Source organism: Citrobacter sp. RHBSTW-00524 (assembly GCF_013747755.1).
In the GTDB taxonomy this organism is placed as follows: Bacteria; Pseudomonadota; Gammaproteobacteria; order Enterobacterales; family Enterobacteriaceae; genus Citrobacter; species Citrobacter braakii.
Map to the genome: position 1 here is coordinate 1,835,764 of NZ_CP056421.1, position 14,364 is coordinate 1,850,127.

General features: G+C 50.5%; 14 protein-coding genes. 6 read left to right on the forward strand and 8 right to left on the reverse strand.

Features of this window, described 5'->3' with window-relative positions; all coding sequences use genetic code 11:
* Nucleotides 1-240: 240 nt before the first annotated feature.
* Nucleotides 241-1,077 (reverse strand): S-formylglutathione hydrolase, encoded by an 837-nt coding sequence (gene fghA, locus HV229_RS08725; protein ID WP_016153722.1) that lies wholly within the window; start codon nucleotides 1,075-1,077, stop codon nucleotides 241-243.
* A 321-nt stretch (nucleotides 1,078-1,398) separates the two neighbouring features.
* Here fghA and folE point away from each other — a divergent pair, with 321 nt between their 5' ends.
* The 6 genes from folE to mglC all read left to right on the forward strand — a co-directional run bounded on the left by folE (nucleotide 1,399) and on the right by mglC (nucleotide 8,319).
* Entirely contained in the window at nucleotides 1,399-2,067 is a 669-nt protein-coding gene (gene folE / locus HV229_RS08730) for a GTP cyclohydrolase I FolE (protein WP_003027410.1), read from the forward strand.
* Nucleotides 2,068-2,081: 14 nt separating this feature from the next.
* Nucleotides 2,082-3,239: a DUF418 domain-containing protein YeiB gene (yeiB, locus tag HV229_RS08735; RefSeq protein ID WP_016153721.1), complete on the forward strand. Its 1,158-nt coding sequence runs from the start codon at nucleotides 2,082-2,084 to the stop codon at nucleotides 3,237-3,239.
* 144 nt (nucleotides 3,240-3,383) lie between these two features.
* Nucleotides 3,384-4,409 (forward strand): HTH-type transcriptional regulator GalS, encoded by a 1,026-nt coding sequence (galS, locus tag HV229_RS08740; RefSeq protein WP_016153720.1) that lies wholly within the window; start codon nucleotides 3,384-3,386, stop codon nucleotides 4,407-4,409.
* Between the two features lie 293 nt (nucleotides 4,410-4,702).
* A complete protein-coding gene (gene mglB, locus HV229_RS08745) occupies nucleotides 4,703-5,701 on the forward strand; it encodes a galactose/glucose ABC transporter substrate-binding protein MglB (RefSeq protein ID WP_181547288.1) in 999 nt (332 codons plus the stop codon).
* Between the two features lie 71 nt (nucleotides 5,702-5,772).
* Nucleotides 5,773-7,293, forward strand: coding sequence for a galactose/methyl galactoside ABC transporter ATP-binding protein MglA (mglA, locus tag HV229_RS08750; RefSeq protein WP_016153718.1), 1,521 nt, complete (start codon nucleotides 5,773-5,775; stop codon nucleotides 7,291-7,293).
* A 15-nt stretch (nucleotides 7,294-7,308) separates the two neighbouring features.
* Nucleotides 7,309-8,319, forward strand: a complete 1,011-nt coding sequence (gene mglC, locus HV229_RS08755) for a galactose/methyl galactoside ABC transporter permease MglC (RefSeq protein WP_003027393.1) — start codon at nucleotides 7,309-7,311, stop codon at nucleotides 8,317-8,319.
* Between the two features lie 57 nt (nucleotides 8,320-8,376).
* Here mglC and preA read toward each other — a convergent pair whose 3' ends face one another.
* The 7 genes from preA to HV229_RS08790 all read right to left on the reverse strand — a co-directional run bounded on the left by preA (nucleotide 8,377) and on the right by HV229_RS08790 (nucleotide 14,346).
* Entirely contained in the window at nucleotides 8,377-9,612 is a 1,236-nt protein-coding gene (gene preA / locus HV229_RS08760; RefSeq protein ID WP_016156976.1) for an NAD-dependent dihydropyrimidine dehydrogenase subunit PreA, read from the reverse strand.
* Nucleotides 9,606-10,847: an NAD(P)-dependent oxidoreductase gene (locus tag HV229_RS08765; protein WP_047500987.1), complete on the reverse strand. Its 1,242-nt coding sequence runs from the start codon at nucleotides 10,845-10,847 to the stop codon at nucleotides 9,606-9,608. The genes preA and HV229_RS08765 overlap by 7 nt, the downstream gene beginning before the upstream one ends.
* Nucleotides 10,848-11,079: 232 nt before the next feature.
* Nucleotides 11,080-11,319 (reverse strand): DUF2542 family protein, encoded by a 240-nt coding sequence (locus HV229_RS08770; protein WP_016153715.1) that lies wholly within the window; start codon nucleotides 11,317-11,319, stop codon nucleotides 11,080-11,082.
* A gap of 2 nt (nucleotides 11,320-11,321) precedes the next feature.
* Nucleotides 11,322-12,041, reverse strand: a complete 720-nt coding sequence (sanA, locus tag HV229_RS08775) for an outer membrane permeability protein SanA (protein ID WP_016153714.1) — start codon at nucleotides 12,039-12,041, stop codon at nucleotides 11,322-11,324.
* 181 nt (nucleotides 12,042-12,222) lie between these two features.
* Nucleotides 12,223-13,107, reverse strand: coding sequence for a cytidine deaminase (gene cdd, locus HV229_RS08780; protein WP_047500989.1), 885 nt, complete (start codon nucleotides 13,105-13,107; stop codon nucleotides 12,223-12,225).
* A gap of 148 nt (nucleotides 13,108-13,255) precedes the next feature.
* Nucleotides 13,256-13,951, reverse strand: a complete 696-nt coding sequence (locus HV229_RS08785; protein WP_016153712.1) for a CidB/LrgB family autolysis modulator — start codon at nucleotides 13,949-13,951, stop codon at nucleotides 13,256-13,258.
* Nucleotides 13,948-14,346 carry a CidA/LrgA family protein gene (locus tag HV229_RS08790; RefSeq protein ID WP_016153711.1) on the reverse strand — a complete coding sequence of 133 codons (399 nt, stop codon included), beginning with the start codon at nucleotides 14,344-14,346 and terminating at the stop codon, nucleotides 13,948-13,950. Before HV229_RS08790 ends, HV229_RS08785 begins: the two co-directional genes overlap by 4 nt.
* Nucleotides 14,347-14,364: the final 18 nt, after the last annotated feature.

The window sequence follows — 14,364 nt, forward strand, 5'->3', positions numbered from 1 at the left end:
TGTGAAAGGCCATGACAATTGTATGTATTTGTCTTTTAAGGACTCTTTTCAGTAAAGAAGCGAATGGATTGTACAAAAGTATGAATATTTGTAAACACAAATGATAATCGAAATCATTTGTGTTTGATCTCGTTTTGAGGGTAATGCTTTTTAAATCAATAGGATAGTGGAAAAAGAAAAAAGGAGAAAAAGTGAAGGAATGATGGAGAAATGAAGAGGGCTGGCGCCCTCACTCAGGCGTTACTTCAACAAATACTGGGCGTGGAAGCGCAGGTGATCCTCAATAAACGACGCAATAAAGTAATAGCTATGGTCGTAACCTGGCTGGATGCGTAGCGTCATTGGCCATGCGGTTTGACGGGCCGTTTCGGCTAGTACCGCGGGTTGCAGCTGATCGGCGAGAAACTGATCGCTGTCTCCTTGATCAATAAGCGTCGGAATCGCGTCTGCGGGCTTGCTGGCCAACATTAACTCGCAGCTGTCCCACGCGGCCCACTGTGATTTATCTTCACCCAGATACGCGCTAAAAGCCTTCTCCCCCCACGGAACGCGGCAAGGATTTACGATCGGTGCAAAGGCGGAAATGCTGGTGTATTTCCCGGGATTTTTCAGCGCCATAATCAATGCGCCGTGACCGCCCATGGAGTGTCCACTGATGGCGCAGCGATCGCTGACGTTAAACTGCGATTGAATCAGTGCCGGCAGCTCATCACGCAGATAGTCATACATGCGAAAATGCGTTGCCCACGGCTGTTGGGTGGCATTGAGGTAAAATCCCGCCCCCTGGCCTAAATCGTAGCCATCATCATTGGCAACCTGTTCGCCGCGCGGACTGGTGTCCGGCATCACCAGTACAATGCCCAGCTCAGCCGCAATGCGTTGTGCGCCGGCTTTAGTCGTGAAGTTTTCATCATTGCATGTCAGACCCGACAGCCAGTACAGCACCGGAGGCGGGGTGTTATCGCGCGGGGGAGGAAGAAAAATACTGAAGGTCATGGTGCAATTTAACGTGGCGGAGTCGTGACGCCAGCGTTGCTGCCAGCCTTCAAAACAGCGGTGCTCTTCAAGCATTTCCATGCGGGGCTCCTTGTTGTGTTGAACCTGAATATGTTTGCGAACTCACCATAATACAGATTATTCATGGCACTGTGAGCAACTTTCACTTCCGCATTGAGCAAACATACTTCATCATCTATATAACTTTACATTAACACTCGACGTCGCCGGGTAGAACGACAAGTGAAATCGCTACGCTGAAAGGCTGTGCCAATTTCAATAATTATCGCGGTGAATACTGGATTATGTGCGCCGCCTCACGCACAATGTTCTGGCTGTGACACAGCCTAAAAACTTTGCCCCATGCAGGGCAGAGGCGCCCCACCTGCAGGAGAAGAAGAAATGTCATCACTCAGTAAAGAAGCGGCCCTGGTTCATGAAGCGCTGGTCGCGCGTGGTCTTGAAACGCCACTACGCCCGCCCGTGCAAGAGATGGATAACGAAACGCGCAAACGTCTTATCTCGGGCCATATGACCGAGATAATGCAGTTGCTCAATCTCGATTTGAGCGATGACAGTTTGATGGAAACTCCGCATCGCATTGCGAAAATGTATGTCGATGAGATTTTCTCCGGCCTCGACTACGCCAACTTCCCGAAAATTACCGTCATTGAAAACAAAATGAAGGTGGACGAGATGGTCACGGTCCGCGATATCACGCTGACCAGCACCTGCGAACACCACTTTGTTACTATCGATGGCAAAGCGACGGTGGCGTATATCCCGAAAGATTCGGTTATTGGTCTGTCGAAGATTAACCGCATTGTGCAGTTTTTCGCACAGCGTCCGCAGGTACAGGAACGTCTCACCCAGCAAATTCTCACCGCGCTGCAAACGCTTCTCGGGACGAATAATGTGGCGGTGTCGATTGATGCGGTACATTACTGTGTGAAAGCGCGTGGCATTCGCGATGCGACCAGTGCGACCACGACCACTTCTCTTGGCGGATTGTTTAAGTCCAGCCAGAACACGCGTCAGGAATTCCTGCGCGCAGTACGTCATCACAACTGATTAGGGCAGGGACCATGGAGCGTAATGTCACGCTGGATTTTATTCGTGGCGTCGCCATTCTTGGTATCCTGCTTCTCAATATTAGCGCCTTTGGCCTGCCAAAGGCGGCATACCTCAATCCCGCGTGGTATGGCAACATCACCTTATCCGACGCCTGGACCTGGGCGCTGCTCGATCTCTTTGCGCAGGTAAAATTCCTCACGCTGTTTGCGCTGCTGTTCGGTGCCGGTCTGCAAATGCTGCTCCCGCGCGGCAAACGCTGGATCCAGTCGCGGCTTACGCTGCTGGTTCTATTGGGTTTTATGCACGGTTTACTCTTCTGGGATGGCGATATCCTGCTGGCATATGGCTTAATCGGCCTGATTTGTTGGCGGTTGATCCGTGATGCGCCGTCGGTAAAAAGCTTATTTAACACCGGCGTACTGCTTTATCTGGTGGGCGTTGGCGTATTGCTGCTGCTGGGGGTAATCTCCGGGAGTGAAACCAGTCGTGCCTGGACGCCGGATGCCTCAGCGTTGCTGTATGAAAAATACTGGAAAATAAACGGTGGAATGGAAGCCGTCAGCAATCGCGTGGATATGATGTCCAATAGCTTGCTGGCGCTGGGCGCACAGTACGGCTGGCAACTGGCGGGGATGATGCTGCTCGGCGCGGCATTGATGCGCAGCGGTTGGTTAAAAGGGCAGTACAGCTTACAGCATTACCGACGCACCGGTGTACTGCTGGTCATTCTCGGGATGGCGATTAACCTGCCTGCTATCGTCGCTCAGTGGCATCTGGACTGGGCATATCGCTGGTGTGCCTTCTTGCTACAAGCCCCGCGAGAGCTGGGCGCGCCGTTGCAAACCATTGGTTACGCCGCGCTGATGTTCGGCTTCTGGCCGCAGCTTAGCCGCTTAAAATGGGTCATTGCCATCGCCTGTGTGGGGCGCATGGCATTAACTAACTATCTGTTACAAACCTTAATCTGCACCACGCTGTTTTACCAGGTCGGCTTATTTATGAAATTTGACCGACTTGAGCTGCTGTATTTCGTCATTCCGGTTTGGGCCGTTAACCTACTTTTCTCCGTCATATGGCTACGTTTTTACCGCCAGGGCCCGGTGGAATGGCTGTGGCGTCAATTAACCCTGCGTGCTGCGGGGACATCATTGCCGCGTACATCCAGATAACGATCTGGATCACATTCATTAACAAAACGGATGTAAGCGCTTTCATTCCTGTGACATCTCTCACGCAGTGCGTTTCATTGTGCTGACAAAATACCCAGCCTGGGGTGTCTGCGGGCAACCGCAATCTAAAACAGGGCAGTGAATATGATCACCATACGTGATGTGGCACGACAGTCTGGCGTTTCTGTAGCGACCGTTTCCCGCGTACTGAACAACAGTGCGCTGGTGAGTCCCGATACGCGTGAAGCGGTAATGAAGGCAGTTACTCTGCTGGGCTATCGACCTAATGCCAACGCGCAAGCGCTGGCGACGCAGGTGAGCGACACGATTGGTGTTGTGGTCATGGATGTATCAGACGCCTTTTTTGGCGCGCTGGTAAAAGCCGTGGATATGGTTGCCCAGCAGCATCAGAAGTATGTCCTGATTGGCAACAGCTATCATGAGGCTGAAAAAGAACGTCATGCCATTGAGGTGTTGATTCGTCAGCGCTGTAACGCACTGATTGTACACTCGAAAGCACTGAGCGATCGGGAACTCGCCGAGTTTATGGATCAGATCCCCGGTATGGTGCTGATAAATCGTCTGGTGCCGGGTTACGCCCACCGCTGCGTCTGTCTGGATAACATCAGCGGTGCCAAAATGGCGACCCGAATGCTGCTGAATAATGGTCATCAACGCATCGGTTATCTGGCGTCAAGCCATCGCATTGAAGATGACACCATGCGCAAAGAAGGGTGGTTAACAGCCCTGAAAGAGCAGGGGATTGTTGCGGCAGAAAGTTGGGTCGGCACCGGTTCGCCCGATATGCAAGGCGGAGAGTCTGCGATGGTAGAACTGCTGGGACGTAACTTACAACTGACGGCGGTTTTCGCCTATAACGACAATATGGCTGCCGGCGCGCTGACCGCGCTAAAAGACAACGGCATCGCTATTCCATTACACCTTTCTATCATTGGCTTTGATGATATTCCTATCGCGCGTTACACCGATCCGCAACTGACCACCGTACGCTATCCCATTGCCTCAATGGCAAAAATGGCGACGGAGCTTGCGCTACAGGGGGCTGCAGGCACGTTAGACCCGGAGGCGACGCATTGCTTTATGCCGACGCTGGTGCGTCGCCATTCAGTGGCGCTACGGCAGAATGCGGCACCGATCACTAACTCATAACGTTGCGCGATGTAACCGCTTTCAATATGTGAGTAAATTCACAGTATATTAACAATGCGATAGCTATGATGACACTGTTTGTTGCGCTGTAACTACTATGTAACGGTGAATAATCACTTTCACCGAGGTAAAGGTGCCTTAAACAAAAATTAAAGCCTGTTTTTGGAGCGTTGCCAGACACGGAAGAAATATTTTTTAAAAGTGAGCTTCGGCGTTCAGTAACACTTCAGTAACGTTCTGCCTGCCGAGCATTTATCTCAAGTACTACCCTGCATAATAAAACCGGAGATACCATGAATAAGAAGGTGTTGACCCTGTCTGCTGTAATGGCAAGCATGTTATTCGGCGCGGCTGCGCACGCTGCTGATACCCGCATTGGTGTAACTATCTATAAGTATGACGATAACTTTATGTCTGTAGTACGTAAGGCTATTGAAAAAGATGCCAAAGCGGCGCCAGATGTACAACTGCTGATGAATGACTCGCAGAACGACCAGTCCAAACAAAACGACCAGATCGACGTGCTGCTGGCAAAAGGCGTTAAAGCACTGGCGATTAACCTGGTTGACCCGGCAGCGGCAGGCACGGTCATTGAAAAAGCACGAGGGCAGAACGTACCGATCGTGTTCTTTAACAAAGAACCTTCTCGTAAGGCGCTGGACAGCTATGACAAAGCGTTTTACGTCGGTACCGACTCTAAAGAGTCCGGTATTATTCAGGGTGATTTGATCGCCAAACACTGGGCAGCGAACCCGAACTGGGACCTGAACAAAGACGGCAAAATTCAGTTTGTTCTGCTGAAAGGCGAACCGGGACACCCGGACGCTGAAGCACGTACCACTTACGTGATTAAAGAGCTGAACGATAAAGGCATTAAAACTGAGCAACTGCAGTTAGATACTGCAATGTGGGATACCGCTCAGGCAAAAGATAAAATGGATGCGTGGATGTCCGGTCCGAACGCCAACAAAATCGAAGTGGTTATCGCAAACAACGATGCGATGGCAATGGGCGCAGTTGAAGCGCTGAAAGCGCACAACAAAACCAGCATACCGGTATTTGGTGTGGATGCGCTGCCTGAAGCGCTGGCTCTGGTGAAATCTGGCGCAATGGCTGGTACCGTGCTGAACGACGCCAACAACCAGGCGAAAGCCACCTTCGATCTGGCGAAAAACCTGGCTGACGGTAAAGGTGCGGCAGATGGCACTAACTGGAAAATTGAGAACAAAATTGTTCGCGTTCCGTACGTAGGTGTCGATAAAGATAATCTGGCAGAGTTTACCAATAAGTAAATACTCCGTCTTTGGGCGCAATGTCATTGCGCCCTTAATAACGCACTCTGCAAGGCCAACAAGGTATAATTATGGTCAGCACACATACTCAGTCGTCAGGCGAATACTTGTTGGAAATGACCGGCATCAACAAGTCCTTCCCCGGCGTTAAGGCTCTTGATAATGTCAATTTAAAAGTCCGCCCACATTCCATTCATGCCTTAATGGGGGAGAATGGCGCGGGGAAATCAACATTATTGAAATGTCTTTTCGGTATCTATCAAAAAGATTCCGGTAGTATTTTATTTCAGGGTAAAGAAATCGATTTTCATTCTGCTAAAGAAGCGCTTGAAAATGGTATTTCGATGGTACACCAGGAATTAAACTTGGTATTACAACGTTCTGTGATGGATAACATGTGGCTGGGACGCTATCCCACCAAAGGCATGTTTGTCGATCAGGACAAAATGTACCGCGATACCAAAGCGATATTTGATGAGCTGGATATTGATATCGATCCGCGTGCGCGTGTTGGTACATTATCCGTTTCTCAAATGCAGATGATTGAAATTGCGAAAGCGTTCTCCTATGACGCAAAAATCGTCATCATGGATGAGCCAACGTCATCGTTAACCGAGAAAGAAGTTAATCATCTGTTTACCATTATCCGTAAGCTGAAAGAGCGTGGATGCGGTATTGTTTATATTTCTCACAAGATGGAAGAAATCTTCCAGCTATGCGATGAAATTACCGTGCTGCGCGATGGTCAGTGGATTGCGACCCAGCCGCTGGAAGGGCTGGATATGGATAAGATCATCTCCATGATGGTCGGCCGTTCACTGAACCAACGTTTTCCGGATAAAGAAAACAAACCCGGTGAAGTCATTCTGCAAGTGCGTAACCTGACCTCGCTGCGTCAGCCGTCGATTCGTGATATCTCGTTTGATTTGCACAAAGGGGAAATTCTCGGGATTGCCGGGCTGGTCGGCGCAAAACGTACCGATATCGTTGAAACGCTTTTTGGTATTCGAGAGAAATCATCGGGTACGATTACGCTACACGGCAAAAAGATTAATAACCACAGCGCAAATGAGGCCATTAACCATGGTTTTGCACTGGTCACGGAAGAGCGCCGCTCAACCGGTATTTACGCGTATCTGGATATTGGTTTTAACTCGTTAATCTCCAATATCCAAAACTATAAAAATAAAGTTGGTCTGCTGGATAATTCCCGCATGAAGAGTGATACCCAGTGGGTAATTGACTCAATGAGGGTGAAAACGCCGGGCCATCGAACACAAATCGGTTCACTGTCCGGTGGTAATCAGCAAAAGGTGGTTATTGGTCGTTGGTTATTAACGCAGCCAGAAATCCTGATGTTAGATGAACCCACGCGTGGTATCGATGTTGGCGCGAAATTTGAAATTTATCAGCTGATTGCTGAACTCGCGAAAAAGGATAAGGGGATTATTATTATTTCCTCTGAAATGCCGGAGCTGCTAGGTATTACCGATCGTATTCTGGTGATGAGCAATGGTCTCGTTGCCGGAATTGTTGACACTAAAACAACAACGCAAAACGAAATCCTCCGTCTTGCGTCTTTGCACCTTTAAGATTAGGGGCTCCTCATGAGTGCGTTAAATAAGAAAAGTTTTCTTACTTATCTGAAAGAAGGCGGAATTTACGTTGTTCTTTTGGTTTTACTGGCGATTATTATTTTCCAGGATCCCACTTTCTTAAGCTTACTGAACCTGAGTAATATTCTGACGCAATCCTCGGTGCGTATTATTATCGCATTGGGTGTGGCCGGGCTGATTGTTACCCAAGGGACAGACCTGTCGGCGGGACGTCAGGTTGGCCTGGCGGCAGTCGTGGCGGCAACCTTGCTACAGTCGATGGAGAACGCCAACAAGGTGTTCCCGGAAATGGCTACAATGCCAATCATCGTAGTCGTGCTGATTGTTTGCGTGATTGGCGCCATTATCGGTCTGGTGAACGGTATTATCATTGCTTATCTGAATGTGACGCCGTTTATTACCACCCTGGGTACGATGATCATCGTTTACGGGATCAACTCCCTGTACTACGACTTTGTCGGCGCATCACCAATTTCTGGCTTTGACAGCGGATTCTCCACCTTCGCACAGGGCTTTATTGCGCTGGGTAGTTTCCGCCTCTCCTACATTACCTTCTATGCGCTGATTGCGGTGGCGTTTGTCTGGGTGCTGTGGAACAAGACCCGCTTCGGTAAAAACATTTTCGCCATCGGCGGAAACCCTGAAGCCGCGAAAGTGTCCGGGGTCAACGTTGCGCTGAACCTGCTGATCATCTATGCGTTGTCTGGCGTGTTTTATGCCTTCGGTGGTTTGCTCGAAGCCGGGCGTATCGGCTCGGCGACTAACAACCTCGGCTTTATGTATGAGCTGGATGCGATTGCGGCGTGCGTGGTTGGCGGCGTGTCGTTCAGCGGCGGGGTAGGGACCGTGTTTGGCGTGGTGACCGGTGTGATTATCTTCACCGTCATCAACTACGGTCTGACCTACATTGGCGTGAACCCTTACTGGCAGTACATTATCAAGGGCGGCATTATCATCTTCGCGGTCGCGCTGGACTCACTGAAGTACGCGCGTAAGAAGTAATCGTATACCGCAAAAAGCCCGGTGCAGCGTAATCTGTACCGGGCTTTTTTGTCAGCGTTACAACGTTAACGCATGCTCTTTCTCACCGGGTTTAAATTTCACTTCACCCAGCTCAATACAGGCTACCGGACAAACGTGACCACACAACAGGCATCCCACACATTTTTCTGTGTTGCAATGCGGTGTGCGGGTTTCCTCATTCCATTCCATCGCCTGATGTCCGCCGTCATAACAGGAGATGTAGCAGCGGCCACAGCCAACGCATTTATCAAGATGGATGTACGGGTAGACGATGTAGCTACGGTCAAGATCCTCCGCTGGGATGATATTGGCATTGGCAAGACCAACCATCTCCTCCAGTGAGTCAAACCCTTGATCGGCGAGGTAATGTGACAGCCCGCTGGCCATGTCCTCCACAATCCGGTAGCCATACTGCATGATCCCGGTGGTCACCTGCAGCGTGGCCGCGCCTAACAGTAAAAACTCGGCGGCATCTTCCCAGGTCTCAATTCCCCCGATGCCGCTGATCGGGAAATCGCGCAGTTCAGGGTGCATGCGCAGTTGTTGGATAAATCGCAAAGCAATAGGTTTAACGGCCTTGCCGGAGTAGCCGGAAATACTGGATTTACCGTTGACGACCGGCATCCCGATTTTTCGGTTCAGGTCGATATTCGTGATGGATTTAACCGTATTGATGGTCGCGATACCGTCGGCACCTCCATGTTTTGCTGCCAGAGCCACCTCACACATATCACCAATATTCGGTGTCATTTTCGCCAGCATCGGCAGGGACGAGCCGCGTTTAACGGCCCGACAATACTTTTCAACCAGCTCAGGGCTTTGCCCGACATCGCTACCCATGGCATGTGAGGTCATTTGCGGGCACGAGAAGTTACACTCGATCATGTCGGCACCCGCGTCTTCAACCAGGCGGGCCAGTTCCTGCCATTGCTGCTCATTTTCCCCCATAATCGACGCAATCAGGACTTTGTCCGGGTAGTCCTGTTTCAGTCGACGAATTGCGGCCAGATTCTCCTCCAGCGGATGCTCGGCAATTTGTTCCATGTTTTTGAAGCCAATAAAGCCGGTATCTTCTTTGGTGAGATGGTCAAAACGTGGGGAGACTTCATTAGCAATAAAGAACCCGATCGTTTTAAAAACAATGCCACCCCAGCCGCTATCATAGGCTTTGGCGCACATTTCATAACAGTTGCCCACCGGAGAGGAAGAGAGGCAGAACGGGTTGGGGAATTTGACGCCGCAAAAAGTAATAGAAAGATCTTTCGTTAACATGAGCAAGCTCCCTCTAAATAGTGATGAATGGCCTGAGCGGCTTCTTTTCCCGTTTTCACGGCGTAAACAACGGTTTTATCGCCTTTAACAATATCGCCCGCAGCAAACAGAGCCGGATCGGCGGTTTGATAATTGTGCGTATCGATAAGATTGCGCTGTGGCTTTAACGCGGCGAAATTATCAAGCTGAGCATGTTGGCCGACGGCGAGAATAATCTGTTCGGCTTCAAGCGTGAGTTCTCCTGGCAGGCGTACGTGCTTAAAGGTGACTCGATTTCCGCTAACCGCCACGGGCGTGAAGCCGTCAATTATCGACACCCCTAAAGCCTGTGTGCTGCTGAATTCTTTGTCGCTGGCCGGGAAGTCGGCGAGTTCTTCACGCGCGACACAGGTGACTGACGGGCAGCCCAGCAGCTTCAACGTACTGGCGACATCCATCGCCACGTCGCCACCGCCGATGATTAATGCACTTTGTGCGACGGTAATATCGCCGTTGGATTGCCGGGCTCGTTGCAGAAAATCGACGGCGATTTCGACGTGATTCGCCCTCTCAAACAGAGGCAACGTTGAACCGTAAGACATCCCTACGGTAACCAGTACGGCGCGGTATTCTGCTTTGAGTTGCTCAACGGAAAGGGCATTGCCGACTTCACAATTGCACTTGATGGTCACGCCCATTTCAACGATACGGGCAATTTCAAGATCCAAAACTGCCTGCGGCAGACGAAACTCTGGAATGCCATAACGCAACCAGCCACCTGGCTGGGCCTGTTTTTCGAAGATTGTCACATCATAACCAAGATTACTTAGCGTTACGCTGGCCTGTAACCCTGCCGGGCCCGCACCGATGATAGCTACTTTGCCGAGCGTTTTTGTTGCCGGCTGATAGATTTTCATTGCGGTCTGCTGTTCAAAATCGGTAATAAAGCGTTGCAGACGTGCAATATCGATAGGTTTATCAATTCCTGAGCGCGTACATCCGCGCTGGCATAATTTTTCGGTTGGGCAAACCCGGGCGCACACCGCACCGAGCGCATTATTTTCGCGGATAGTTTCGGCAGCGCCTTTAAAATTACGAAAATAAATAGAGCGAATAAATTTCCCTGGGTCTGTTTGCGCCGGGCAATCATGACTACAGGGGGCGTCGTGACATAATAAACAGCGGGAAGCCTCTTTTATTGCTAATAATGGGGTAAAAGCAGGCGTGAGCTCATCCAGATAATTTTGTTGTGGCATATTTTCTTCCTTAATGCTTGAGTAAATTAAGGCAAACCGTTAATAACAAAATATAAAAAGTGAAGGCTATTCTTAAGGCTAAGCACTGCAGGAAGAGTATTCTGTGAAAGGATTCACAAATAGAAGATAGTCTGAGGGAAATGCTGGCGGGCAGCATTAATCCCTTACATTGAAATGGTAACTATTATCAAAATATTAGCTATTCTCAAATGCTAATATAAAGGAAAATTCTTTAGCGATAAAAGACTAAGTAAATAACCATCCCGAAGGATAAACATCCGCACCCGGCATAAACCAGCACATAAGACCAAAATTGCAGGGGCTCTTGATTGCGATAAGCGTAAACCGGTTCGCGCGCATTCTTTTTAATTTTATCTACTGCCCCAGAGCGCCAGCCTTTCCATGCTTCGCGAAAACAAAATACGGGAATGAGCAGAAAGGCCAACACGACGAAAAGGGTTTGTACATCCATGCTTATTTTCCTTGTTTCTTTTGTAATTCGAGTAGTTGTTCAGGCGTGACCGCCGGATATCCCTGTGCATCGTCCGGTACCTGATGCATGGTAGGGATGGGCACCAGCGGGCCTAAAAAGCGGGGTTCACGTTTGAAAATATAGAGATCGGCCAGTGCGCCAAAGCGGGCGCCAAATTCACGTACCCGCACGGTGAGCATATCTTTTGGTGAGGGCACCGCATAGCACTGGGCCTGGATGCCCATATGCAGCGCAATAAACAAGGCGCGCTCACAGTGGAATCGCTGAGTAATAATGATGAAATCGTTGGTATCGAACACCTTGCGGGTTCGTACAATTGAATCGAGCGTCCGGAACCCGGCGTAATCAAGCACGATGTCAGCGGGATCGACGCCGGCGGCAATCAGATCTTTACGCATCGTCATGGGTTCGTTGTAGCTTTGCTGCGCGTTGTCGCCGCTCAGCAGCAGATAGTTTACCTTTCCGCTGTTATAGGCGTTCAATGCGCCCTGAATGCGGTAGCGGTAATACTGGTTGATGACGCCGGTGCGATAGTATTTCGCCGTGCCCAGGACCACACCGACCTGGCGGTAGGGTAAATCCTGCAATTCGTCGTAGATGTAGGGAGCCGTCTTCCAGCTCATCCACCTGTCGAGCCCAAGCACAGTCAAAAGCAGCAAGCCTACCAGGACTAACAGGCTGTAAAACACGCGCTTTAACATGCAGAAAACTCGTTATTTGGATGGAATTTCAATCAGGCTACTGTACCGGAAGACGTAGCGCAAGAAACAGCAATCTGATTGAGGGGATTTTCAGCAAAACGGCCCTGTTGGATGGTAGCAACAGCAAATCTGGCCGACAACCTGGAGCGATTGCAGGCCAGATAAGCGTAGCGCCAGGCAATTAACCGAGCAGCACGCGCTCAATATTATTGCAGCCCAGCGCTTTCAGGGTAGCGGAGGTCGCATCCCACTGAATCAACGGCGCATCGGCTTTTTCAGCCAGCACAGCACGCTGGATATCCGGGTAGTCATAACCGTTAAGGTTCAACAGGTTTAACGCGCCTTGCAGCGGCGGCAGGGTCGGGTTGAAGGCGGCATTTTCCGCATAGCTACCGCTAAAAATTCGACCATCTTTACATTCCAGCGCCACGCCGCTTGGGGAGTTGCTGTACGGCATATGAGATCTGTTGGCGGCGGTGATAGCCGCTTGGGTCAACGCATCGCCCTGCAGCGCGAAGCCGTGATCCTGATCGTCCATCAGCAGCGTTTTAATCTCCAGATCTTTCGGTCCGAAGGCATCTGGCAGGTAATCGCGCAGCACGTGTGGCGCACGTCCCGGCAGATGAATACGTAAATCCAGTCCGCTGTTCAGTTCGTTCATAAACTGGCGACAGTGGCCGCACGGCGTGTAGTTGACGGTGATGGCGGCGAGCCCTTTTTCACCGCGCAGCCAGGCATGGCTAATGGCGCTTTGCTCGGCATGAACGGTTTGCTGCATGGTCGCCCCCAGGAACTCCATGTTCCCACCGAAGTACCAGGTGCCGCTGATGCCGCGAGAAATTGCCCCAACGTTGAAGTTGGACAGCGGAGTACGCGCGCAGGCCGCAGCCAGCGGCAGTAGAGCGAATGCCAGCGCGTCTTCGTCCAGTCCCGATTCGCGTTTCAGCAAAGAGACCTGCTCAGCAGTCAGCATGGCGGGGAAATGCGCATCCGCCAGAACAGGCGCCAGGGCTGATTGCAAGTTATCCGCGAGTTGGGCAAAAGCAGTTTGAAAACGTGGATGCATGGCGATGCCTCATAACAATGTAATGGAATCGTAGTTTACGGGCCTGTTACGGCTTTATATGTGATCCAAATCTCATTGTGTATGCAACTTATGAAACTTAAATTAAAAATGTGCAACGCATCGCAAATAATTAGCCAAAAATTGAAGGTTAACCGACCAGGGCCAGAATAATCGGGAACAGGAATGGGGCGACCAACGAGGTGATAATGCCGCAAATAACCAGCGCCAGAGAGCTAAACGCGCCTTCCTGATAGTCCAGCTCTGCACAGCGTGCGGTACCCAAGGCGTGCGACGCGGTACCCATAGCCAGTCCACGTGCGGCTTTGGTGCGAATACGCATCGCATTGAGCAAAGTATGACCAAACACAGCCCCGAGGATACCAACAAAAATGACGCACACGGCGCTGATGGCCGGAATACCACCAATACTGCCTCCCACTGCCATAGCGATAGGCGTGGTTACCGATTTCGGCATGATTGACGCAGCAATTTGCGGCGATGCGCCCATCAACAAGGCGATTGTTGTACCTGTAACCATCGCCACAACGCTCCCCGCAAAGCAGATGGCAATAATTGATTTCCAGCGAGCGCGAATCTGGTGCAGCTGTTCGTATAACGGATAGGCCAGCGCGACCACGGCAGGTTGCAGCAAATCGTTCAGCACCTCACTGCCTTTGAAATAGTGATCGTAGGGAATTCCGGTCAGCATCAGAATGGGAATGATCACCACCATGGCGACCAGTAGCGGGTTCAATAGCGGCATTTTAAATCGTGCAGCCAGCTTACGTGCGCCAAAAAATACCGCCAGCGTAAGGGGTAACGACCACCAGATATACGACATCATTCTTTAGACCCTTTTTGCCCAACGATTTTGCGCTCACCGTGCACAATGTGAGAACTCCAGCTCACCACCAGGAAAACGACCAGCGTACTGATGGTACAGGACACCACCACCGGACCAAATTGCGCACGGAGCAGATCAAAGTACTGCATAATCCCCACGCCAATCGGGACAAACAGCAGGGCCATATAGCGAATCAGCACATAGCAGCCGGGGTTAACCCATTTTGCCGGTAACACCTGCAAAGCCAGTAAGACAAACAGAATCAGCATGCCGATAATGCTGCCCGGAATGGTGATGGGGAGTAGCGATGCAAGAAAAATACCTGCATAGAGGCAGGCATAAATCAGGACGAATGCGCGCAAATATTGCCAGATAATGTTCAGTGCTTTGCTCATAGTTGAAACCCTTGACGA